Origin of the sequence: Lactonifactor longoviformis (genome assembly GCF_042848515.1) — a bacterium.
Lineage (GTDB): Bacteria > Bacillota > Clostridia > Lachnospirales > Lachnospiraceae > Lactonifactor > Lactonifactor longoviformis.
On the sequence record NZ_AP031453.1, the window covers coordinates 3,920,565 to 3,943,451 of the forward strand.

A 22,887-nucleotide genomic window follows, 5' to 3' on the forward strand; every position below is an offset into this window, starting at 1 on the left:
TTTCCTCCTCTAACTCTTCCACTGGCCTACCGCAACCCGGTCAAGTCCGGCCAGATCTTGTATAATCTGAATCTCCTGAAACCCTTCCTCTTTGAGAAGATCTTCCAGCCCCTTTCCCTGATCATATCCAATCTCAAAGCAAAGCCATCCTCCCCCGCGCAAATATGCCGGAGCCCTGCGGATAATTTTTCGATAGAAATCATACCCATCCTCTCCACCATCCAGAGCCATTGCCGGCTCATGAGCACGCACCTCTTCCATTAGGCCATCTATAACGCCGGAAGGTATATAGGGGGGATTAGAAACAATCATATCAAAGGTTCCCTCAATCATTTCAAACAAATCACTTTGTACCAGTTCAGCCTCAATTCCCAGTCTCTCCCGGTTCTTTTCCGCCACTTCCAGAGCCGGGGCAGAAAGATCGGCGCCCACTCCCCGTACAGAGCCTCCTCTCACTGAACGCAGTTCATGGAGAATACTCAGAAGAATACATCCGCTGCCGGTGCAGAGATCCAGGATACGCTCAGCCTTACTCCCCCGTTTCAATACCTCTTCTACCAGACATTCTGTATCCTGGCGGGGAATCAATACATTCTCATTCACGTAAAACGGCAGCCCCATAAACCATGCCTCTCCTGTCAGCTGCTGCAGGGGAATATGTCTTTTTCTCTTCTCTACCAGCAGCCGGTATTCTTCCGCCGTTCCATCCGTTACCGTCTTCTCAGGGTGCACATAATAGAAGCTTCTGTCTATGTTACATACATGCTCCATAAGCAGCCATGCATCATGAGCTCCGTTTTCTATACATCCCTCAGTTAACGCTTTCTTCCCGTAATCCAGAAGTTCTTTCAGCGTAGTCATGCCGATTCTTCCTTCGCTTTTTCCCCAGAACGGGTAAAATTTTCCTCCAGATAAGCCCTCCAGTCAAAAACAGCCTCCACAGCGGCAATGGCCACCTCAGCCATATCCGGATCCGGTTCTCTGGTTGTGAGCTTCTGCAGGGCCATACCTGGTTTGCTTAAAGCGGTAACCAGCGGATTCTCACTGCTGCCCGCCAATCTGATAAATTCATAGGAAACACCCGCAATCACCGGAACCAGCAGCAGGCGGACTACCACACGCATCACGGGAGAAGGAACTCTGATAAACAGGAAGAAAATAATACTGACTACCATAACAATCAGTAAAAAGCTGGTTCCGCAGCGCTTATGAAGCCGGGAGCTTTTCATTACATTCTCCACCGTCAGATCCATACCGTGTTCCACACAGTTGATACACTTATGTTCTGCACCGTGATACATAAATACTCTCTGGATATCTTTCATTTTAGAGATTGCCACCAGATATAAAAGGAAAAGACCGATCCGCACAAATGCCTCCGCAATGGCAACCACGGTGTCCGACGCATTTACCTTGTGAAGCAGGCTGGCAATGAAGTAGGGAAGTATCATAAACAGGCCGACAGAAATCACCACGGATAGTATTACAGTGACTGTCATTAATATTTTATTCTGTTTTTCCTGTTTCTCCTTATATTTCTTTAATTCTTCACAGGTAAACTCCTGTTTTTTCTGCTCTTCCTCCTCGTCCTCTTCAAAAAATGAGGCGGAATACATCAGGCACCGGGTTCCCACGACCAGAGAATCAATAAAATTAAGCACACCGCGGACAATGGGAATTGTAAGAAGCTTTTTACTTTTTATAAAACTTTTATAATCCTCGACCTTTACTTCAATCTCCTGGTCAGGCTTACGGACGGCGATAGAGTACTTATCTTTGTGCCGCATCATGATTCCTTCCATAACAGCCTGTCCGCCAATATTAGATGATTTCATGCACATTCCTTTCTGCCTATGCTCATTGTTCATTTACCGCACTTAAGTTTCCTGTAAATGAACAAAAGAACTACTCGCGCAAGCACGGGTAATTCTTTTGTTATATGCTGTCGCACGACTTTCTGCCGGCGTACACCAGTCCAATTATTATTTTGTGATACCGTATTTCTTGTTAAACTTATCAATACGTCCGCGAGCCTGTGCAGCTTTCTGCTGTCCTGTATAGAATGGATGGCATTTGGAACAGATTTCTACGTGAATCTCCGGTTTGGTAGAACCTGTTGTAAACGTATTACCACAGTTACAAGTTACAGTTGCCTGGTGGTACTCTGGATGGATACCTTCTCTCATTTTTTTCACCTCATCAATCTATTTCATTCTTGTTACTTTGTGTTCTGATATTTAAACAGCTTTCAAATTATATCATAATCCATTATAAATTGCAAGTTCTTTAGACAATTTTTTGCTTTTTAATCATCTGTATAAATTCCTGGTTATTCCTGGTGCGGACAAACATATTCAAAATGTTCTCTACCGCTTCATCTGTCTTCATTCCGTTCAGTGCCCTGCGCATGGAATCCACAGCATCCTGTTCCTCTCTGGATAGGAGGAGATCTTCTCTCCTTGTGCCAGATTTAGGAATGTCAATAGCAGGAAATACCCTCTTTTCTGAGAGTTTTCTGTCCAGTACCAGTTCCATATTACCGGTGCCTTTAAATTCCTCATAGATCACGTCATCCATCTTGCTTCCTGTGTCCACGAGGGCTGTAGCCAGAATAGTAAGGCTCCCCCCTTCCCGCATATTTCTTGCAGCTCCGAAAAAGCGTTTTGGCATATGAAGGGCAGCCGGATCCAGACCTCCGGACAAGGTACGGCCGCTTGGGGGTACGGTAAGGTTATAGGCCCTGGCCAGACGAGTAATACTGTCCAGAAGAATGGTGACGTCTTTTTTATGCTCTACCAAACGCTTTGCCCGTTCAATTACCATCTCGGACACTCTTTTATGGTGATCCGGAAGCTCATCGAATGTAGAATATATCACTTCTACATTCTTTCCCTGTATGTTTTCCTTAATATCTGTCACTTCCTCAGGCCGTTCGTCTATCAGAAGGATAATCAGATGCATCTCCGAATTATTTCTCAGTATGGACTTGGCTACGTCCTTCAAAAGAGTTGTTTTACCTGCCTTCGGCGGAGATACAATCATACCTCTCTGTCCCTTTCCGATAGGACTCAGCAGATCTACAATCCGCATAGCCACACTTCCGCCCTGGCGCTCCAGGCGAAGTCTCTGATTGGGGAAGATAGGCGTCATATCTTCAAAATTGTACCGTTTCACACTCTCATTGGGTGAGATCCCATTAATAGAGGTCACGTACAGCAGGGCGCTGAACTTCTCATTCTGGCTCTTCACTCTGGTGTTGCCCTTCAGGATATCACCTGTTTTCAAATTAAAACGGCGGATCTGGGAAGGAGATACATAAACATCATTCTCCCCCGGAAGATAATTGGCACACCGGATAAACCCATAGCCGTCCGGCAGCACCTCCAGAATCCCGCAGGCTGTCTGTCCGCTGTCCAGCTGTGACTGGTCCATAGGAGGCTTCTCGTCTTGTCTGGCATCATTCTTTCTTTCCGTTTTCACATAAGTCTGGTCCGGACGCTGAGTATTCTCTGTTCTGTGGACACGCTCAGACCTCTGGGAATGGTCTGTTTTGGATGCATTCTCAGGTTTCACAGCTTGTTCCGTTTTTGGCGTCGGCTCAGACTTCTGTACAGGATCCGCCTTCCCTTCGGTTCTTTCCTCTGTCTCTTTAGGCATTTCTTTTGCCGTTTTCTCTTCTTTTTCGTCTTCTTCCAGCATTCTGTCAATCAATGCACTTTTCTTCAAGGTAGAAATCCCCCTCAGTCCTCTTGCCTTAGCTACTTCTTTCAAAGCACCAAGGGACAGGGATTCATACTTTTCTCTCATCATAGTCTTGTCCTCTCTTTTTTAGAAATGCTTCTACTGGATTTCTTGTCTGAAGCGACAGCGATCATAAAGATTTATATATAGTCTATAAAAATCAAGATATTGTTATCTTTGATTATCCTATCACATTTCAATATAAAAAGAAAGCAGAATTTAAAAATGCAGGAGCACTGGGCTCCTGCCTGGTATGATGGTTATTCAAACGGCTTTTCTTTTTTCACTCTGCACCAGATAAGATAGCCGACTCCAGCCACCAATAAAGCTATGGCGATCCCCTCAAGGAATCCAATGGTAAAGTCGCTCAGATAGGCAAACTGTTTACACAGCAGTGCCAGCAAGAGTACAAGAAACCCCAGAGGAAGGCACATCTGAAACTTACGCCTCAGCTTCCCTTTCTCCTCTTCCCTCTTTTTATCCAAGTCTGCTTTATTACTGTTTATCTTCATATGTATCACCTTTAACTTGTTCTCTTTTTCAGACATCTATTTTCATTATCATCTTATATCCTCTCTGGTACTTTGTCAAGAAATCCGGCAAAAGGTGATTCCAACTTTATTTTATCTAGGCGATCTGAATCACAGCTTTTACTATATCAGCCTTATTGTTCACGCTGTAGTCCATTGCTTTTTGTACCTCGTCCAGGGGAAATACATCTGTTACAATCCCTTTCAAATTCACCTTGCCGGATGCCACTGCTTCAATAGCCATTGGATAGATGTGACGATAGCGGAATACGCTCTTTAGGGTTAGCTCTTTATCCAGAATCAAGCTCATAGGCAGTGTTATCTCACCGCTTTTACTGTATCCCACCAAAACAATATCAGAGCCTTTTTTAGCAATCCGGACTGCCTGCCTTGTGGTAATCTCTGTCCCTGCGGCCTCAATAACCAGATCCATCCCCCTATTGTCTGTAATCTCTTTTACGCGTTCGATTACGTCCTCCTCCGCACCGTTAATCACCCCGGCTGCTCCTAATTCCATTGCCTTTTGAAGACGTTTTTCCATAATGTCTACCACGTATACCTCAGAAACTCCTCTCGCCTTTAACGCCATCATGGAAACCAGACCGATACATCCAGCTCCCATTACCACAGCTTTCTGGCCAAGGTGCGCATTCCCCTGAATGGCTGCGTGAAATCCAACTGCCAGCGGTTCAATGAGTGCCCCTTCCAGGGTACTTACATTCTCTGGAAGTTTGTAGCACAGGTCTGCTTCATGTGCCACATATTCCTGAAAAACACCGTCTACAGGGGGCGTGGCAAAAAACACCACATCAGGACAGAGATTGTATTTTCCTTCCCTGCAGAATTCACAGTGTCCGCAGGTTTTCCCCGGCTCCAGAGCTACCCTGTCCCCCGCTTTTAAGTGTGTTACCTGTTTCCCTACCTCCACAACGGTTCCTCCCGGCTCGTGTCCAAGAACAAAAGGCGGTTCTACCACATAGTCACCAATTGCACCTGTCTCGTAATAATGGAGATCACTCCCGCAAATTCCTACATATTCGAGCTTTACCAATACTTCGTTATCACCCACTTTTGGAATATCGCGCTCCTCAAATCCCATATGTCCTATTCCAAGCATTACTGCCGTTTTCATCTTACCTTCCATGTTGTCTCCTCCCTGTTTTATTTCTACTTTTATTAATCATTTTATCAAAGTAATTTCATTATTGCCGATTATGCCATATATGTCAATCCCCCCGCAGCAGAATCTATATATTAGTCAATTATTATATCTTTTTTTAGTAAAAATGTACAAAGACATCTTCCCCAATATAGGAAGATGCCTTTGTACACCATATCTATACATTATCCAAAAATGAATCCACAAATCCCAATGTAGCCCCATACGCAGATGCTTCAAATTTATATTTCCCTGTCTTAAGATAGGAGGTATCCAAATCAAACTTATTGTCCTGCAAAACTCTTTTTGCCAGCTCCGGCATGAATTCTTCCAGGTATCCTCCTACATATCCTCCCAGAACTATACTGCAGTCAAAGGCCATCCGCAGATTTGTAACTGCAATGGCCAGGCTGTCCAGATAGTCATTCCAAACTTCCTGAACCTCAGCATCCTGCCGCCTTACCTTCTCAAAAAAGTCTTCCAGACTGCCGCCGGCATAGTCCTGCAGAATTTTTGCCGAACAGTAGGCGTCAATACACCCTCTTTTTCCGCAATAGCAAGTCCTGCCATCGCGCTCTATTACCATATGTCCAAACTCCCCGCTTCTAAAATTTTCTCCTTTGTACAGCTGCCCCCGAAGGCAAATAGCACCGCCGATTGTATTACTTAGAGAAAGATAAACCGCATTCGTGATTTTATCATCCAGCTCCGCACACGCTGCACTGTTTGCGTCGTTTTCCAGCTCGCATGGAAGCCCCAAGGAGCTTTCCAGATCTCGAAAGCTGACATTCTCAACATTTAGTGTATGGGAACGTATGAGGATTTTTTGCGCTTTGTCCACAATACCCGGAAGGGAAAAGCCAATCCCTAGGATCTTACTTTTCTCTGTCCCTGTCCTCATAATAAATTCCCGGATCCCCTGTTCCAGACACTCATAGTATTGGATACTATTTTGGAAAGTCCGGCGTATTCTGTCTGATTGGATTATTTCTTTTCTTGTATTTACTATAACCATAGTAATATGGTTATTTGTAATGTCAACACCGACTGCATACCCGGCATCCCTTACAATTGACAGAGCCTTTGCTTTTCTGCCGCCGGTGGATTCATATTCCCCCTCCTCCGCCACGATCCCTGCTTCTACCAATTCCTTTACATTCTGCAGTGTAGTAGGCATACTCAGATTTAGTTTGTTTGCGATCTCCGCCTTTGAGGTACTGCCCTGGACAGATATAAACCTGGCAATTCTGGCTTTATTCATGCGCTTTGTCTCTAATATATTTACCGGCATATTTCATCCCTTCCACTTTTATCATTCATTTTATAAAATACATTATAGATATAAGCCATAGAAAATGCAAGAAAATGCACAGAAAAAAAGAGCCTTCCCCCACCATCGGGTAAAGACTCTGTGCATTCAGAAAAGCTGAACATTTCTTATTTCCAAACGTACTGCGGATAACAGGACTTGAACCTGCACGGTCTCCCACCAGAACCTAAATCTGGCGCGTCTGCCAATTCCGCCATATCCGCATATAGCTCTATACTGTGCAGCATTTTTGAACGCTTCCCTTTCGGGCAGGCATACGGCTTTGCCGTATAATAAAAGGTATAAACCAAAAGTTTATACCTTTTACAATGAGACATCGGGGATTCGAACCCCGGACAACTTGATTAAAAGTCAAGTGCTCTACCAACTGAGCTAATATCCCATAGTCTGGTCCTGTCTCCAATCGGCAAGGTCCCAGAACTGGGCTAGCTGGATTTGAACCAGCGAATGCAGGAGTCAAAGTCCTGTGCCTTACCGCTTGGCGATAGCCCAATAAAAAAAGCTGTACACTCATCAGTACACAGCGCAAGGTGGATAAAGGGATTCGAACCCTTGGCCTCCAGAGCCACAATCTGGCGCGCTAACCAACTGCGCTATACCCACCATACAACGTGCCTGGAGGGATTCGAACCCCCGACCCACGGCTTAGAAGGCCGTTGCTCTATCCAGCTGAGCTACAAGCACATTTCCTCTCTAATGAGATTAGAGAAGCGGGTGATGGGAATCGAACCCACGTATCTAGCTTGGAAGGCTAGTGTTCTACCATTGAACTACACCCGCACAATGTTGTCGTTTCTATTGCGATTGCTTTACGACAGTCGGGGTGACAGGATTCGAACCTGCGACCTCCTGGTCCCAAACCAGGCGCTCTAGCCAAGCTGAGCCACACCCCGAGATGTATTTTGTTGTCTGCTGAGCTCACTTTACCTCTTTTTTTGCTCAACGCAAGATATAATATACCATAGCATTTTCCATATGTCAACACTTTTAATCAACAAAATACATATTTTTCTAATTTTACTTTTTCAGTTTTTCAGGTAATTAATAGTATAATGGGCCTCTCCTTTTCTGTCAATCTCCATGATAAGAAAGCTGGGTTCCCTTCCTATCTGTCTGGGATATGACAGGCTCCCCGGGTTCAGGATCGTGATATCCTCCAGCTGTTCAATCAAAGGCCTGTGCGTATGACCATACATTACGATCTGTACCCCCCGAACTCTCCCTTCTTCCTCCAGCCGCTCTGTTCCCATGGAAACGCCGTAATAATGACCGTGAGTCAGCAGTGCTTTGTAATTTCCCAGCTGAATTTCCCTTTCTCTGGGCAAATCAGAAAAAAAATCATTGTTTCCGGAGACAATATAGGCAGGACACCCCGCCAGGCATTCTATATAATCCTCATGGCCTTCTACATCTCCCAGATGAATCAGCGCGTCTACCGGAGCAACTTTCTCCAGTGCCCGTTCCAGATTCCGTTCCCGTCCGTGGGTATCACTAACCACTAATATCTTCATCCGCAGCCCCCTCCCTGTTTACATAAGATGTTCCCGATACATCTTTTCTTTCAGTGCCCGCAGAGCATTTCCGCGGTGGCTCAGTTTATTTTTAACATCCATAGGCAGTTCGGCAGTACTGCATCCATATTCCGGCAGATAGAAGATGGGATCATATCCAAACCCATTGCTTCCCCTCTCCTCCCAGCCGATGATCCCTTCGATGGTTCCTCTGGTAGTAATTACCCTGCCATCAGGAAAAACCGCACCTATAGCACAGACAAATCTGGCAGTTCTCTTATCCTCCGGGACTCCATCCAGGCGTTGGATAATATTCTGATTTTTAATTCTGTAAGAAGTATCCTCTCCCATGTACCGGGCAGAATAAATTCCAGGCTCCAGATTCAGATAATCAACCTCCAGCCCGGAATCATCCGCCAGTACAATGTCTCCGTGTGCCCTGCACACATCTGTCTGCGCAATGGCTTTGGCTTTGATCAATGCATTTTCTTCAAACGAGCTTCCGTCTTCTACAATATCAAGTTCAATACCAGCCTCTTTCATTGACAGTATATCCATATTCAGGTCCTTGAGGATTTCCCGGATTTCACGCATTTTACCCTCATTGCCGGTTGCAAATATAATACGACTCATTCCTGCACCTTCTTCTTTTATATAATACTTGCAAGAATTTTACCACAATTCCAGGGGCAGGACAACTGCTTTTATCAACATGGAACTGCATTCTTTATGGGAAGCTCAATTTTATTCCGGTTTTGTCTTTTTGGGAGGCTTCGGCCCCAGAAACTGATAGAAATATGTCTTCAGCATCCCATTATAAATTTTCCTGTTTTTATCTGCTTTTCTGCCAATGTATTTCTCTGCATCCTCATAGCTGGTGATTAGGTACATGGACCAGGAATCAAGAGCTGCAAAGCTCTCCCCTATCTCTGTATACAGGCCCGGCAGCTGGCTCCGTTCCTCCAAACGTTCTCCGTAAGGAGGATTGGTTATCAGGAATCCATATTTCTTAGGATGCCGAAGCTGGCTCACTTCCCTCTGCTGAAAATGTATCAGATGCTCTACACCTGCGGCTCTGGCATTCTCTCTTGCAGATCGAACCACGTCGCCGTCGATATCATATCCCTGGATATCCACGTCTATCTTCGTATCCATCCGTTCCCTCGCTTCATTAGCAGCATCATACCAATACTTTCTGCCCACCACATTTTTCCAGTCTTCTGCCAGAAAGGAGCGGTTCATCCCCGGGGCCATGTCTGCCGCCAGCATAGCGGCTTCTATAGGAAATGTGCCGCTGCCGCAGAACGGATCTACCAGGATTCTGTCTTTCTTCCAGGGAGTGAGCATAAGTAAAGCTGCCGCAAGTGTCTCTGTAATAGGAGCCTTGGCAGTCAACTGCCGGTATCCCCGCTTATGAAGAGAAGTTCCGGTAGTATCAAGCCCTATAGTAGCCACATCTTTTAGAAAAGATACACGAATAGGATAGCTGGGACCGTCTTCCTCAAACCATGCTACGTGGTATTTTCCCTTTAAACGCTCGACAATTGCTTTTTTCATAATACTCTGTATATCTGACGGGCTGAACAGCTTACTCTTTATAGAATTTGCCTTCGCCACCCAAAACTTCCCGTCCTTGGGTATAAAGTTTTCCCAGGGAAGCTCCTTTGTCTTATCAAAAAGTTCCTCGAACGTTGTCGCCTTTATCTTTCCTACTTTAATCATTACTCTCTCTGCAGTCCTGAGAAATACATTGGCATAGGCTATTGCCTCTGCATCCCCCCAAAAAGTCACCTTTCCGTCCTCCACCTGGCTGATGTCATACCCCAAATCTATGATTTCTCTTTTCAGTACGGCCTCCAGCCCAAAATGGCAGGGGGCAATTAATTCCAATCGTTCCATTCTTGTCCTCTTTTTCTTAATTATAATTGAATCTCTTTCACCACGGTTCCGTCAAATCCCTTGATGCTGAACCTTCCATTCTCTAACACAGCATAGGTGGGAATATTCCCTTCCTTCGGAAGGGATACACTTCCTGGATTCAAAAGCGTATAGCCTGTCCTTCGCTCTGCCTTAAGTACGTGAGTGTGACCGTGCAGAAGCACATCCCCATCCTGCAGCGGGGGCAGATGATCCTGGTTATAAATATGGCCATGGGTCGCATAAATAGTTCGCGTTTCTTCTATTATAATGCAGTAATCCGCCATCACAGGAAATTCCAGAACCATCTGGTCTACCTCCGCGTCACAGTTACCTCTCACATTGTAAATTTTCTGTTTATAATTGTTCAGCATATGAATTACTTCCTTGGGAGCATATTCTCTGGGCAGATCATTGCGCGGCCCATGGTATAAAAGATCACCCAATAGAAGTATTTTATCTGCACCTTCCTGTTCATAGGCCTTCAGCATCTTCCTGCAATAGTAGGCTGACCCATGAATATCTGAAGCAATCAAGTATTTCATAAAAGTTTCTCCTTTGAACAGTTATTACCTCATTCTACTATGATTACCGCCAAAATACAAGTTAGGTCCTTTATAAGCCCGAAATCCTCCAACGACAGACTTTGTCCGATACCCTTTTTTCATCAATTCCCGGGCAGCGAACAGACTGGCACCCCCTCTGTCACAATAAAGAATCAGTGTCTTGCTTTTTGGAAACCTTTTAGCATATTCTAATTCTTCGTAGGGAATGTTCACAGCTCCTTTAAAATGACTCTCTTCAAATTCCTCTCTGGAGCGCAAATCTATAATAATAACGCTATTATCACCGCAATAGCTGTCTAACATACTTACTGAAATTGTGTCTACTGTTACCATACCAAATTTATCCTTTTTCTTTCAGTATATGTTGAGAAAATTTACCTGTGTGAGCTCCCAAACGGAAAAAAGGCGCGGCAACTTACGTTGCTGCGCCTTTACGTCCAAGATTAGAATCTGGATTCTGCGTTGTTAGAGCTCTTATTTGAAGATTTGTTAGAGCTTTTGTTCTGAGAATTGTTGTTCTGAGAATTGCTGTTCTGAGAGCTTCTGTTCTGGGAGTTGTTGTACTGAGAGTTATTGTTCTGGGAATTGCTCTCGCTGTTTGAGTAGTTGGAAGACTGGTTATTGTACTCGTTGTTCATTTTGTTTTTGGTTGATGTTTCGTCACTGTAATTTTTGGACATAATTACTACCTCCTGAATAACGTTTTTTGTTACGTTCTTATTATTCCTTGTTATCCGGGAAATATTCCTCATAAATCCTGCCAAATACTTTAAGGTACAAAAATAAATTAAATTATTGCTTTTTTCTTCCTTTTATATTATAATAATCTAGTAAAAAGAATTTACCCTTCAAAAAATTTTTTTTACATTATAACCCCTTATTTAATTATTTATACTCCCCTCGAAATAGCCGGTAGCTCCCCTACCGGCTATTTCTCTTTGTATTTATGACGAAGCATGAAAAATCTGAGTTTTCAAAAAGGGACCGCCTTACAGACAATCCCCTTTTTACTACCGTCTTTTTGAAAAATATGAAATCACAAAGCCAATTAACACAATCGGCAGTATAATCGGAATCAAAACCCGCAGAATGCTGAACAGCACTGCCAGGATCACTAATACGATTACCACGATCTGCCAGGTTTTCATTGTTTTGCTCCGGCCAAAAGATCTGCCCCGGGATTCCTGCGGATCTGTCTCATAGGAATACGCAGTGCCGCTGTCATTGGCCTCACTGCATCCCTGCGTATCGATAATTGTCCTTGCTATCAGAAGGGGATCTCCCAGCATCTGTATCACATCCTGCTCGGCAATGCCCGTTCTAACTTTATCATTAATATACTGGCTGTAGTAATCTATGTTCTCTCTTACTTTCCCCGGAGGGATTTCCCCGGTTAACTTACTTCTTAAAGTATCTAAAAATTCCCCTTTACTCATTTGAGTGACTTTCCATCCTTTCCTGCGGTAACTCATGGTTCTGTCTAATCTGCTGTCTGCATTCACAGCTCTGGGATACATATTCCGCCCATTCGCCGAATGCCATCACTTGCTTCATTTCTGTTATTATATCATAGGGCCGCTAAGATACAATGGTATTTTTTCTGAAGGTTTTATAAACAGAATTAATTTTTTATTTCTCTAAAAAACACAGGCCTTGCCTTCACCTCAAATAGAAAATGGACTATAATTTGTACTATAGTCCATTATGCCCAAACCTTACTTTGTAAATTCCTGTAAATAACTTTATTTTCCCGTGCGGTAAGCAGCCTCCAGAATATCCAGAGTCCCCTCAATTCCAAACCGGCAGCTGTCCACGGATAAATCATACCGGCTCAAATCCCCCCACTTCTCATCTGTATAATAATTATAATAGTACCTTCTCTGCTTATCCATCTTCCGGATCAGTGTGGCTGCCTCCTTCTCGTCCACAGAAGCCCGTTCCATAATTACCTTGATCCTCTCTTCCAATGCTCCGTATATAAATACTTTGATGCAAGAGGGATAAGCTCTCAGTACGTAATCTGCACACCTTCCCACAATGACACAGTCTTCTTTTTTGGCCAGGTCGCGGATTACCTTGGACTGCTCGCTGAATAAAACGTCATTCATTGGTTCAAACCGGAATCTGCGTTCCATCTGCACATCATCCTCAACCGGATATCGCCAGGGGTTGGCCCGTTTTTCATCTACTTTTCGCAATTCTTCGTAAGGTATGGAACTGTTCTGACCAGCCAAATCCACAAGCTCACGGTCATAATAATGGATTCCCAGCCTTTCTGCCAGTTTCTGAGCTATAATTCTGCCGTTGCTTCCGTATTGTCTGCCAATAGTAATAACTCTGTTTCCCATCATATGCATCGCTCCATTCTCTTTGTTTTGTATGATCTAATCTTATCATATAATTCATATTCACTCAACGGAATTTTCTTAACTATTTTGTATATGTCGTGTATTATTTTGTCAATTTTACCATTTTTGAGTTAACACAATTTCATCCTCTCCTGACAGCATCAGAAAATTTATTTTTTTAGAAAACCTATTGACAACTAATATTTTCTGTTGTAAAATAACTAATGTTGCTACAGGACAGCAACTAAAGTGTGCGTTTAGCTCAGCTGGATAGAGCGTTTGGCTACGGACCAAAAGGCCGGGGGTTCGAATCCTCTAACGCACGGCAAAAGCCTTGTTTATTAATTAGACAAGGCTTTTTTTGTGTTTATTTGCCCATATACCTTCCAAATGTCAGCAGGGCTTCCTTCTGTTTCGGAGTCAATGTCTTTGGAATTCCCACTTGGAGTGTTACATAGATATCGCCTCTGCCTCCTCCTGTTTTCTTGGGAGCCGGAAGTCCCTTGCCTGCCAGGCGTATTCTTGTTCCCGCCTCTGTTCCCGGCGCCAATGTGTAAGAGACAATCCCCTCCAGAGTCTTTACATGTATCTCTCCGCCCAAGGTCATAGTTACAAAATCCACGCTCATAGATGCATGTATATGATAATCCCGCCTCTCAAAATGAGGATGCTCGTCAATGAGCACAATTACAAACAAGTTCCTGAGCTCCCTGTCAAAACCTGGCTCGCATACAATATCCTGAAAAAAATAAAACTGACCGGGACAGGAGTTAGGAGGTATCTTCACTTTTACCTTTTGTGATACCATAATATAACCTCGTCCCCCGCATTTGTGACAGGCCTTTTCCGGAACCTCTCCGGTTCCCTGACAGGTACGGCAGGTTTCTTCTCTCCTTCCGGAATCATATCTTGCATTTACATATACTATGTTTCTTCCGTGTCCCATACATTCCGGACACACTTTCCCCCCTGTACCGGGTTCCCTTCTGCTTCCGTGACAGCAGGGGCATTGCTCCTGATACTGAATAGCAATCTCCTTTACCACTTCCTTCAGTGTTTCTTCCATGGTAAGATGTACTGCTGCGCGAATACTGGATGGGGGAATCTCTTCTGGCTCCTCTTCTCTGGTACGTCCTTCCCCGCAGGCCCCGCAGTGTCCTTCCTTTGTGTGGCTGTGGCTGCTTCCGCTGCTGTGATCATGCCCGCCGCAGGAACCGCATCCGGAACAGTCTTCTTCCTTTTCCTCATAAGAATACGTATACTGATAATAAAAACTGTTTCGTCCGTGGCTTTTCCGGAAGGCCTCATGTCCCATATAACGATATTGCTGCCGCAGCTTTGGATCACTCAGCACCCTGTATGCCTCAGCAATCTTCTGGAACATTTCTTTATTTTTCCCGTCACTGTCGGGATGATACTTTTTTGCCAGCCGTCTGTAAGCCTTTTTGATCTCAGACTCGTCTGCATGGTAAGAAACTCCCAGTATCTGATAATAATTCTCCGTCACCATACAATCACCTCCCGTCCTGCAGAGCTGACAGGGCCATTTTAATCCACAGCTGGCTGTTTTCTAGATCAGCAATGGACTTCTGCAGATAGCCTTCTATCTCTTCCATCCCTGACAGCTTCACCAAGGATATTAATTCATCCAGATGCAACAGATTATTTTTATTGCAGATATCTACCTGCTGTATATATTCCAGAATAGAACCTGGCTGATTCCATATCTGCTTTTGGCTGTAATGATACTCCATGGCTATCCCTCCGTCTCTTGTACCCTGCTCTGCTTTCCTGCTTATCTATATTTTAAGTCAAATGATACGGAATATCAACTAAAATCATCCAATTTCCTAATATTACTTTTTCCGGATTCCAGAATCCTCTGTCCGGGGAACCAGGATCTGGTATGTATCAATATCCAGATAGGTTCCAAACTTATACCCTGCCTCTTTGACTTTTCCACAATAGGAGAATCCCAATTGTTCATGGAGCTTCAGGCTCCTGTCATTACTTCCCGTGATAACGGAAACTACTGTATGGACAGCAGGATTCTCTCTGGCAATCCTTAAGATTTCCTTTATCAGCTCTGTCCCGATTCCTCTCCCCTGATACTTTCTGTGAACGTAAACCGACAGCTCTACGGTGCCCAGATATGCTTCTTTTTCTCTGTAGGGAGATAATGTGGCATATCCTACCGCCCTGCCATCTTCCTCCCATACTCTTAAAGCATAATTGCCGGTATGAAGAGCATACCATGCTTCCCACTCTCTTATAGTCTTTTTCTCCAAATCAAAGGTTGCTGTCCCATAAAGTACCTCATCATTATAAATCTCCAGCAGCGCTTCTAGATCTTCGCGCCTTGCTAGTCTTATCATAGCCAACTCCTCCGTCTCAGCAATTTTTTGTTATGCCTACAGTATAAGCTTATCTTAGCCTGTTGTCATCTGGTAATCTCTCCGTTTCTGCGCTATAATGGATCAATACATTTCTGTTCACCTTGTTCCCGGCAGTATGTTTTGCCGGGAAGCACCGTGTGAATAGCAAGGAAAATGAACAATAATTACAGGAGGAAATTATGGGACTGACAACACTATGTTATATTGAAAAGGATGAATGCTATCTGATGCTCCACCGCATCATGAAAAAAATTGATATAAATAAGGATAAATGGATCGGCGTGGGCGGGCACTTTGAGGAGGGTGAGAGTCCGGAGGAATGTCTGCTCAGAGAGGTGAAAGAAGAAACAGGCCTGACGCTCACCTCTTATTCCTTTCGGGGATTGGTTACCTTCCTTTCTGACCGCTGGCAACCGGAATATATGTGCCTTTATACGGCAGACAAGTATGAAGGAGAGATGATATCCTGTGACGAGGGCATCCTTGAATGGGTACCCAAAGAACAGCTCTCAAAGCTAAACCTCTGGGAGGGTGACCGCATATTCTTTCGTCTGCTGGAAGAGAATGCTTCCTTCTTCTCGTTAAAACTGCGTTATGAAGGAGATACCCTTGTAGAGGCCTGCCTGGACGGCACTGATATCCTCCATTAAAAGAAGCCGGGGAATGAACTCCCCGGCCTTTCCAGTCTAAAATTTTCCCTCCGCGCACAACTTCCATGTTTTTACTGTCTGTTCTTTTAAAAACTGTATGAATCCTTCAATATTTGAGGTCTCGTCAAACTTATGAAGCTCTGCAAAATACCTGTCTTTATCCTCCACGAATATAATTGTAGGCGGATAGTTATGAGTGATAAGATAATAGTTCATAAGTATCTCCCCTACACGTCCATTGCCGTCAGCAAACGGCCGGATCTCTTCAAAGTTCAGGTGAAAATAGGCCGCTGCCCGAAGGATTCCATCCTGACTGGTCTGATTCACGGTGGAACATACATCCTCCAGTTCTACGCGCACGGCGCAGCCCCCTTTTTTGAACTCTCCTGCTCTCTCTCCTTTGGTATATATCTCACTGTCATAGCATCTGTCCATCAATTTTTTATGTACTGCCCTCACCAGTTCTACAGACAGAGGCTCTCTCGATTCGACCTTATCCTTCAGATAAACTGCCATATACTTTTGATTCTCGATCTCAATGAGCGTATGCAGGTCTCCGGTAAAGTTATAAACCCCTCCGTGTTCATAGATTCCTTTTGTCGCCTCAAGGGTTGTCTGCGGGTTGCCAATGGCATTGCAGTGATATGCGAACAGCATGCAGAATTCTTTTAATTCCAGTTCCGATACCTGATTTGCCTGCCAAAATGCTACAACATCTTCATACATAAGAATCAACCTCCTGTTTTCTTGTGTGTAAACGGACAGCCCCCACCGTCCGTTTACCGTCTGATTTGCTACACTACTTTCTCTAAAAAGACAGCAGACGGTTTAAAGACTTCTATGAAACCCCACAATCACTGATAGATTTCTTTCAAACTGCTGCTTGCACTCATTCTACCACAGAATCCCGGGAACAACAATACAAATTTTAATTTTTTTGGTTTATACTAAAAAATTTTTGCATTCTTTTTTATACAATCTATTTTTCTACACTTTTTAACTACATACACCTTAATCAAAAACTGGCTTGGTTAAATATTCTATATCTGGTCTTTTTAATATATCCACTTTTATGATATGATATCATGCATAGCAAGAAAAACGCGTATATCTGCTTACGATGCAATGCACACTTATAAAATACACAAGGAAACAAGGAACTAAATTATGACGAAGAAGATTGCTGTAATTAACGATTTATCCGGATTTGGCAGATGCTCACTCACGGCTGCCATATCCGTGCTGTCGGCCATGGGGGTGCAGGCCTGCCCTCTTCCCACTGCTCTGCTCACTGCCCAGACAGGCTATCCCAGTTACTACTGTGATGACTATACGGAAAAAATGGAGCATTACCGCCGGGAATGGAATAAAATGCAGGTGAATTTTACCGGGATCTATACTGGATATGTGGCCAACGAGCGGCAGATCCATGAAATTTTTTCATTTCTGGATACCTTCTATCAAAAGGAAACCTTTCTTCTGGTAGACCCTGTGATGGGGGATAACGGACATACCTATGGAATGTATAATGATGAGCTTTGCCGTCTGATGAGATTATTAGCCGCGAAGGCAGATCTTATAACGCCTAATCTTACAGAGCTTTGTCTCCTATCCGGTACCGATTTCCATGATCTTCCGGAATCAGGAAAACCACAGGCCCTTCTGGATACAGTGAGAGAGATGGCCCAGGCACTCTGTGAAAAAGGAACCAAGTCCGTAGTGGTGACCGGAATTCATTTTCAGGATCTTGCGGACGGCAGCAAAAAAATAGGGAATCTTTATGTATCTCCTCTGGAAAGCGGTCTGGCCTCCTTCCCTGATATGGAGGGCAGTTTTTCTGGTACCGGCGATCTCTTCGCCTCTGTGCTCGCCGGGGGATATGCACGGGGAGATTCTCTCTCTCAGGTAGTCCTTCTCGCCGGTTCTTTTCTGGAAGACGCACTTAGGGATTCTGTCAGAGAGGGGATCCCTTACAACGATGGGGTGAATTTTGAAAAATATCTGTATTACCTGCTGCCGAAGCAGTAAGAGAGGAGAATAGAGGATGAAAGAACAAAATACCAAAACGACTGTACTGCTCACGTTAACAGGGCTTTTTGCCTCCATGATTACAGTAATGACCGCCTATATCTTTCACGTCCCTTATGGGGCAAACGGCGGATACATACATTTCGGAGACGCTTTGATCTATGTGGCAGCCGTAATCCTGCCCCGTCCCTACGCACTGGCGGCTGCAGCCATCGGAGGCGGCCTGGCGGATCTGCTCACTGCTCCTATGTGGGCGCCTGCTACCATCATCATTAAAATGTTGATTGTACTCCCATTTACAAGTCAGGCAGGAAAGCTTTTAACAAAAAGAAATATCATTGCACCTTTCCTCTCCGCTCTGCTCTCAGCTGCGGGCTATTACCTGGCAGACTACATCTTGTTCGGTGCCTTCGGCGCACTACTGGCATCCCTCACAGGCAGTGCCATCCAATCCGGGGGCAGTGCCCTGGTATTCTTGGTGTTCGCAGCTGCCCTGGATAAGGTCCACATCAAGTCCAGAACAGAGCAGTTAATCCATCCGATGAAAAAAACGGCTCACGCCGATTAGAAAGGAGCCTTTTACTTATGGCTGAAATCTTTTATACATACAAGCATCAGGTGTATGCTAACATTACAAATAAGTGCAACTGCAGATGTACCTTCTGCATCCGGGGACAGGAGGAGGGAATTGGGGATGCCCAGACCTTATGGCACCAAAAGGATCCCTCTCTGGACGAGATTCTGACTGCAATGAATACGTTTGACTTTACCGGATACAAGGAACTGGTCTACTGCGGCTATGGAGAACCCACCTGCGCTCTGGAGAATCTGCTGGCATCTGCAGCTTATGCCAGGGAAACCTATGGGCTGTCCATACGTGTAAACACAAATGGCTTGGGAAATCTCTATCACAAGAAAAATATCGTCCCTCTCCTGGCAGGCACTGTAGATGCTGTCTCTATCAGCCTAAATGCGCCGGATGCAGAGAGATATAAGGCCGTATCCCGTCCGTTTCGGCCGGATGCCTTTCAGGGGCTTCTGGATTTTGCTACCGCCTGCAGAGGAAACATTCCTTCCGTAAAGCTTTCCATCGTAGACGTACTGCCCCCTGACGAAATTAAGGACTGCCAGGCTCTGGCTGATTCCCTGGGGATCGAACTTCGGATCCGGCATTTTTCTTCCTAGACAGCAATTGCCGGTTCTGCGGATTGGAGGCGGCAGGGGGCCATCCCCCTGTTCGCTCCTCCCAGATGTAAAAGCTTACCCCGATAATTAAATAGTCCATACAAATAAATTGAAGCTTTATCTGTCCCGCAGCCTAACCTCTTAATCACTCATTGATTTCCTGTATTATATTCCCCTTTACAATCTCCCGGGAGGGTAGTATGACCGCCGCCGTACTTACCAGCAGATTTACCCCTATCACCCCGGCGATAATCCCCGGGCTCACACTTCCTGTAGGCTGAAGATAGCGGTAAACATGGACCATCAGATACAGAAGAACTTGCTTTGCCGTCAGGTACACTGCCAGCATAAGAAGGCTGGCAAAGATTCCGTATAAAATCCCCTCCCGCAGCATCATTTTATAAAAGCCCGAATCTGTAATGCCCATAGCTCTCAGAATCCCGAATTCATGGCGCCGTGAGAGCACCAGATACTGCATGCTGTTCATAATATGAAACATACTGATAACAAGGATCAGCAGAGAAATTCCATAAAAGAAATACATTTTCTGCTGCAGATATGCATTCTGTGTTTCAATAGCCCCTGTATAGTCCTGCAGCATACATTTGGGGATATCCTTTATCTTCTGAGCCAGGGCCCTGCCCACATCCTCCCCCGAAGCCTGCTTTTCTTTCTGAATGCATATTCTGTTGTAACCCACTATCCCGAAATTCTCTTCCATCTGCGCATTAGTCATTATCAGCCCCAGGTCTGAGGTCCCGTCATCCCCTATGAGCTGATCATTTTTCCCCATTGGCCGGCTCACGATGGCCGCAATGGTGAATTCCTTTTTCTCGTACCACGAATCCTCCTCCAGAAACCGCAGCACAGTATCCGGCACATCGGGACTTTCGGGGACTTTCACGGTTAACGTATCCCCCGGTTTCAGAGCCAGCCCCCCATAATTCCCCTGACCATCCATCCAGGTTTTCAAAATTACAGCATTATCCTCTAAAAGACTCTTGGGATCGTAATTTCCCTCCAGCAGATAGTCCTTCAGTTCCTCCAGCATACCGTCATCATAACCGTAGATATTACATTTCATCCGGTAATTTCCGCTCTCGTCTCTCAGGCACCTGCCATTATACTTTTCCATCACTATGGGATCTGGCTTCCATCCCGGGTCATCTGCCAGCTCGGCGCAGTACTTATCCCACAAGACCTGATTCTTTTCCAGGGGGATCTCCCCCAGATAGTAGCTTACGGGATAAGCCGCCGCGATTCCCGGAATCATTGCGATCTCTTCTGCAGTTTTCTTTGGAATCATATAAGCCAGGTTATCGGACTCCTCAAACACCTGATATTCTGAGCCCAATCCATCATCTGTTTTAAAGGAAAGCTCATTGTGAATCTGTGTATTCACTGTAACATAGCTGCAGCAAAGGAAAATACATCCTCCAAGAGCCAGAGAACACAAAATACTGATAAAGGTTCCTCTCCCGAATAGCATAAATTTTCTGGTTAACACACCGGTTAGTCTGCTGCTGTGAATGCTGTGAATTTTCCTGCTTCTCCCTCTGTTCTTTATTTCTTTCTTCAGCATCTGCATTACTGTGAGTCTGTATATCCTCCCGGCTATTTTCAGGCATACAGCCAGCAGAAGGATTACCAGCAGCACTCCCCCAAAGCAAATAGCATATCTGCTCACATAGAAGTCCCCGCTCTCAAATGACGCATTCACCTTAAACGCTTCTGTGTTCCCTACATGCACTCCGTTCTGCATCGTCCCTGTATCTTCGCGCATAAACACCTTATCGAATTTAGAGTACAAAACTTTGGCTGTGCTGTTTCCCAAGAGACAGCCCAAGGGATACCCTAAAATTAGAATACCGAACAGCTCTGCTGAAAGCACCTGAAAGATCTGGCTCTGGCTGATTCCCAATGTTTGAAGAATCCCATACTGTGAGATCCTTTTCAAAACTGAAATATGAAATACACTGTAGATGATGAACACACAGAAGAGCCCCAACCCCAAAAGGATCCCTTTCTCCTGCAGATGAAAATTTTCTTTCATACTGGCAAGTATATAAGTAAGCCTTCCCTCTGGAAGTGAAAAACCGGTTTTCAGAATAGAAAAAAACAATTGCATATTTCCGCCCCCCAGGTATTCCACCAAGGCGCTGTTTGTACGCATATGCTCCGCAGAAATATGCAGCTCTTTTATGAATCTATCTGCCTGGGGATACAGCTTTCTTTCTTCATCAAACTTTAGATAATAGCATTTGGGAATTCCTTCTCCGGGAAAGTTCTTACTGACAAAAACCCGCATCTCACCTACATCTGCGGACCATTGATTTTTCAGGATTCCGCACAATGTATACACTTTTCCGTTTAATTCCACAGCTTCCCCCAGTTCTGCATCCAGCCCCAGGTTCGTAATAGTATAGGTATCTAAGGCCACCTCCTCCCTGGACTTGGGATATCTGCCTTCTTCTATCTTCTGTCCCAGCATGGCAAGATATTGCGTATCCCCATAGAGAAATGTCAGTTTATAGGGTTCTTCCTCTACACTTTTCTTTTCCATCACTCCAATCTCCTGGAGGTCCCCTTCTCTGTCTTCCCCATATTCCCGAATCATTTTTCCCTGCTCATCCGATGCATACAGATAGTAGTGCCAGTCCCCGTATACCTGCCTGTCTTTTTCCAGACTACTCCTTTCCCCGCTGTACACCAGAGAACCGATACCCGTTAAAAGCGCTATGGATAAGACTATCCCCAGAAAGATTGCAAATGTCTGTTTTTTGTAATATGTCACATTTTGAAATGCCAGCTTTACCGCAGCCTTCATGAGAGCGTCCCCTCCTCTCCGGAAAGCTGTCCGTCCTTCATACACAGGACTCTGTCACAGCTCTGTGCCAGTGCCTCATTGTGTGTTACCATCAGGATAGTCTGGTGATACTTTTCCCCGCTGGCTTTCAGAAGTCCCATCACATCCTGAGTGGTAACCGAGTCCAGATTTCCCGTAGGCTCATCTGCCAGCAGTATGGCGGGCTTATTGGCAAGTGCCCGGGCGATCGCTACCCGCTGCTGTTCACCGCCCGAAAGCTCTGCGGGATATTTTGTTCTTTTTTTCCACAAACCCAGTTCTTTCAGTATATCCTCTATATACTGGTGATCCACCCGCCTCCCCCGGTCAAAGGTTACCGGCAAAGCTACATTGTCATATACATTCATCACCGGCATCAGACTGTAATTCTGGAATACAAAGCCTATATTTCTTCTCCTGAAGATTGTCAACTCTTTCTTTTTTAAGGCTGCCACATTGTGATCCCGAATATAGATTTCACCCTTTGAAGGAATATCCAAACCTCCAATCAAATTCAGAAGTGTACTCTTTCCGGAGCCAGACTGGCCTACCAGAGCAATGAATTCCCCCTGCTTTGCGGAGAAGTTCACCCGCCGCAGGGCTTTGACTGCTGTCTCCCCTGTTCCATAGATTTTCTCTACATTCTTTACCTCTAATATCTTCATACGGATTCCTCATTTC

At 44.8% G+C, this 22,887-nt stretch carries 25 protein-coding genes and 8 tRNA genes; 5 read left to right on the plus strand and 28 right to left on the minus strand.

Annotated elements, in window-relative coordinates; translation table 11 throughout:
- Nucleotides 1-9: 9 nt before the first annotated feature.
- The 22 genes from prmC to ACGHCT_RS17905 form a co-directional block, all read right to left on the minus strand.
- The gene (prmC, locus tag ACGHCT_RS17800) at nucleotides 10-861 is read right to left on the minus strand and encodes a peptide chain release factor N(5)-glutamine methyltransferase (protein ID WP_072853807.1); all 852 of its coding nucleotides are present in this window, start codon (nucleotides 859-861) and stop codon (nucleotides 10-12) included.
- On the minus strand, nucleotides 858-1,835 hold the full coding sequence (locus ACGHCT_RS17805) for a DUF1385 domain-containing protein (RefSeq protein ID WP_390437116.1): 978 nt from the start codon (nucleotides 1,833-1,835) through the stop codon (nucleotides 858-860). The genes prmC and ACGHCT_RS17805 overlap by 4 nt, the downstream gene beginning before the upstream one ends.
- Before the next feature lie 147 nt (nucleotides 1,836-1,982).
- The gene (gene rpmE / locus ACGHCT_RS17810) at nucleotides 1,983-2,186 is read right to left on the minus strand and encodes a 50S ribosomal protein L31 (RefSeq protein WP_072853805.1); all 204 of its coding nucleotides are present in this window, start codon (nucleotides 2,184-2,186) and stop codon (nucleotides 1,983-1,985) included.
- A gap of 100 nt (nucleotides 2,187-2,286) precedes the next feature.
- Entirely contained in the window at nucleotides 2,287-3,807 is a 1,521-nt protein-coding gene (rho, locus tag ACGHCT_RS17815; RefSeq protein ID WP_072853866.1) for a transcription termination factor Rho, read from the minus strand.
- A gap of 194 nt (nucleotides 3,808-4,001) precedes the next feature.
- Nucleotides 4,002-4,253, minus strand: coding sequence for a hypothetical protein (locus tag ACGHCT_RS17820; RefSeq protein ID WP_139249502.1), 252 nt, complete (start codon nucleotides 4,251-4,253; stop codon nucleotides 4,002-4,004).
- Nucleotides 4,254-4,368: 115 nt separating this feature from the next.
- Entirely contained in the window at nucleotides 4,369-5,415 is a 1,047-nt protein-coding gene (locus tag ACGHCT_RS17825) for an NAD(P)-dependent alcohol dehydrogenase (RefSeq protein WP_072853800.1), read from the minus strand.
- A 193-nt stretch (nucleotides 5,416-5,608) separates the two neighbouring features.
- Complete coding sequence (locus tag ACGHCT_RS17830) at nucleotides 5,609-6,721, minus strand: ROK family transcriptional regulator (RefSeq protein ID WP_390437117.1); 1,113 nt, start codon at nucleotides 6,719-6,721, stop codon at nucleotides 5,609-5,611.
- Between the two features lie 162 nt (nucleotides 6,722-6,883).
- Nucleotides 6,884-6,963, minus strand: a tRNA-Leu gene (locus tag ACGHCT_RS17835).
- A 106-nt stretch (nucleotides 6,964-7,069) separates the two neighbouring features.
- A tRNA-Lys gene (locus ACGHCT_RS17840) sits at nucleotides 7,070-7,142 on the minus strand.
- 38 nt (nucleotides 7,143-7,180) lie between these two features.
- Nucleotides 7,181-7,252 (minus strand) — tRNA-Gln (locus tag ACGHCT_RS17845).
- Nucleotides 7,253-7,289: 37 nt separating this feature from the next.
- Nucleotides 7,290-7,363 (minus strand) — tRNA-His (locus ACGHCT_RS17850).
- 7 nt (nucleotides 7,364-7,370) lie between these two features.
- A tRNA-Arg gene (locus ACGHCT_RS17855) sits at nucleotides 7,371-7,444 on the minus strand.
- A gap of 25 nt (nucleotides 7,445-7,469) precedes the next feature.
- Nucleotides 7,470-7,540, minus strand: a tRNA-Gly gene (locus tag ACGHCT_RS17860).
- Between the two features lie 38 nt (nucleotides 7,541-7,578).
- Nucleotides 7,579-7,653, minus strand: a tRNA-Pro gene (locus tag ACGHCT_RS17865).
- A 132-nt stretch (nucleotides 7,654-7,785) separates the two neighbouring features.
- Nucleotides 7,786-8,271 carry a metallophosphoesterase family protein gene (locus ACGHCT_RS17870; protein ID WP_390437118.1) on the minus strand — a complete coding sequence of 162 codons (486 nt, stop codon included), beginning with the start codon at nucleotides 8,269-8,271 and terminating at the stop codon, nucleotides 7,786-7,788.
- A gap of 18 nt (nucleotides 8,272-8,289) precedes the next feature.
- A complete protein-coding gene (rdgB, locus tag ACGHCT_RS17875; RefSeq protein ID WP_390437119.1) occupies nucleotides 8,290-8,904 on the minus strand; it encodes an RdgB/HAM1 family non-canonical purine NTP pyrophosphatase in 615 nt (204 codons plus the stop codon).
- A gap of 111 nt (nucleotides 8,905-9,015) precedes the next feature.
- Nucleotides 9,016-10,170 (minus strand): class I SAM-dependent RNA methyltransferase, encoded by a 1,155-nt coding sequence (locus tag ACGHCT_RS17880; protein WP_390437120.1) that lies wholly within the window; start codon nucleotides 10,168-10,170, stop codon nucleotides 9,016-9,018.
- A 20-nt stretch (nucleotides 10,171-10,190) separates the two neighbouring features.
- The gene (gene yfcE, locus ACGHCT_RS17885) at nucleotides 10,191-10,733 is read right to left on the minus strand and encodes a phosphodiesterase (RefSeq protein ID WP_072853790.1); all 543 of its coding nucleotides are present in this window, start codon (nucleotides 10,731-10,733) and stop codon (nucleotides 10,191-10,193) included.
- A gap of 24 nt (nucleotides 10,734-10,757) precedes the next feature.
- On the minus strand, nucleotides 10,758-11,087 hold the full coding sequence (locus ACGHCT_RS17890) for a rhodanese-like domain-containing protein (RefSeq protein ID WP_072853788.1): 330 nt from the start codon (nucleotides 11,085-11,087) through the stop codon (nucleotides 10,758-10,760).
- A gap of 110 nt (nucleotides 11,088-11,197) precedes the next feature.
- On the minus strand, nucleotides 11,198-11,434 hold the full coding sequence (locus tag ACGHCT_RS17895) for a hypothetical protein (protein WP_390437121.1): 237 nt from the start codon (nucleotides 11,432-11,434) through the stop codon (nucleotides 11,198-11,200).
- Nucleotides 11,435-11,764: 330 nt separating this feature from the next.
- On the minus strand, nucleotides 11,765-12,271 hold the full coding sequence (locus ACGHCT_RS17900; protein ID WP_390437122.1) for a DUF1700 domain-containing protein: 507 nt from the start codon (nucleotides 12,269-12,271) through the stop codon (nucleotides 11,765-11,767).
- Nucleotides 12,272-12,496: 225 nt separating this feature from the next.
- Nucleotides 12,497-13,105: an AAA family ATPase gene (locus ACGHCT_RS17905; protein WP_341443513.1), complete on the minus strand. Its 609-nt coding sequence runs from the start codon at nucleotides 13,103-13,105 to the stop codon at nucleotides 12,497-12,499.
- Nucleotides 13,106-13,353: 248 nt separating this feature from the next.
- On the opposite strand from ACGHCT_RS17905, the gene ACGHCT_RS17910 reads away from it, so the two are divergent.
- Nucleotides 13,354-13,427, plus strand: a tRNA-Arg gene (locus ACGHCT_RS17910).
- A 42-nt stretch (nucleotides 13,428-13,469) separates the two neighbouring features.
- On the opposite strand, the gene ACGHCT_RS17915 is transcribed toward ACGHCT_RS17910, so the two are convergent.
- The 3 genes from ACGHCT_RS17915 to ACGHCT_RS17925 form a co-directional block, all read right to left on the minus strand.
- The gene (locus tag ACGHCT_RS17915; protein ID WP_390437123.1) at nucleotides 13,470-14,612 is read right to left on the minus strand and encodes a DnaJ C-terminal domain-containing protein; all 1,143 of its coding nucleotides are present in this window, start codon (nucleotides 14,610-14,612) and stop codon (nucleotides 13,470-13,472) included.
- Between the two features lie 4 nt (nucleotides 14,613-14,616).
- Entirely contained in the window at nucleotides 14,617-14,856 is a 240-nt protein-coding gene (locus ACGHCT_RS17920) for a hypothetical protein (protein WP_072853781.1), read from the minus strand.
- 102 nt (nucleotides 14,857-14,958) lie between these two features.
- Nucleotides 14,959-15,477 carry a GNAT family N-acetyltransferase gene (locus tag ACGHCT_RS17925; protein WP_072853779.1) on the minus strand — a complete coding sequence of 173 codons (519 nt, stop codon included), beginning with the start codon at nucleotides 15,475-15,477 and terminating at the stop codon, nucleotides 14,959-14,961.
- Between the two features lie 200 nt (nucleotides 15,478-15,677).
- Between ACGHCT_RS17925 and ACGHCT_RS17930 the strand changes: the two genes are divergently transcribed.
- The gene (locus ACGHCT_RS17930) at nucleotides 15,678-16,148 is read left to right on the plus strand and encodes an NUDIX domain-containing protein (protein ID WP_390437124.1); all 471 of its coding nucleotides are present in this window, start codon (nucleotides 15,678-15,680) and stop codon (nucleotides 16,146-16,148) included.
- Between the two features lie 36 nt (nucleotides 16,149-16,184).
- On the opposite strand, the gene ACGHCT_RS17935 is transcribed toward ACGHCT_RS17930, so the two are convergent.
- Complete coding sequence (locus ACGHCT_RS17935) at nucleotides 16,185-16,874, minus strand: Fic family protein (RefSeq protein WP_390437125.1); 690 nt, start codon at nucleotides 16,872-16,874, stop codon at nucleotides 16,185-16,187.
- A 441-nt stretch (nucleotides 16,875-17,315) separates the two neighbouring features.
- On the opposite strand from ACGHCT_RS17935, the gene ACGHCT_RS17940 reads away from it, so the two are divergent.
- From ACGHCT_RS17940 to ACGHCT_RS17950, 3 genes are read left to right on the plus strand one after another with little or no spacing between them, the layout of a single operon-like run.
- Entirely contained in the window at nucleotides 17,316-18,176 is an 861-nt protein-coding gene (locus ACGHCT_RS17940; protein WP_390437126.1) for a pyridoxamine kinase, read from the plus strand.
- A gap of 16 nt (nucleotides 18,177-18,192) precedes the next feature.
- Nucleotides 18,193-18,744 carry a TIGR04002 family protein gene (locus ACGHCT_RS17945; RefSeq protein WP_072853771.1) on the plus strand — a complete coding sequence of 184 codons (552 nt, stop codon included), beginning with the start codon at nucleotides 18,193-18,195 and terminating at the stop codon, nucleotides 18,742-18,744.
- A gap of 17 nt (nucleotides 18,745-18,761) precedes the next feature.
- Nucleotides 18,762-19,361, plus strand: a complete 600-nt coding sequence (locus ACGHCT_RS17950) for a TIGR04100 family radical SAM protein (RefSeq protein ID WP_390437127.1) — start codon at nucleotides 18,762-18,764, stop codon at nucleotides 19,359-19,361.
- A gap of 145 nt (nucleotides 19,362-19,506) precedes the next feature.
- On the opposite strand, the gene ACGHCT_RS17955 is transcribed toward ACGHCT_RS17950, so the two are convergent.
- Nucleotides 19,507-22,188: an ABC transporter permease gene (locus ACGHCT_RS17955; RefSeq protein ID WP_390437128.1), complete on the minus strand. Its 2,682-nt coding sequence runs from the start codon at nucleotides 22,186-22,188 to the stop codon at nucleotides 19,507-19,509.
- On the minus strand, nucleotides 22,185-22,871 hold the full coding sequence (locus tag ACGHCT_RS17960) for an ABC transporter ATP-binding protein (protein WP_072853765.1): 687 nt from the start codon (nucleotides 22,869-22,871) through the stop codon (nucleotides 22,185-22,187). The genes ACGHCT_RS17955 and ACGHCT_RS17960 overlap by 4 nt, the downstream gene beginning before the upstream one ends.
- Nucleotides 22,872-22,887 lie beyond the last annotated feature (16 nt).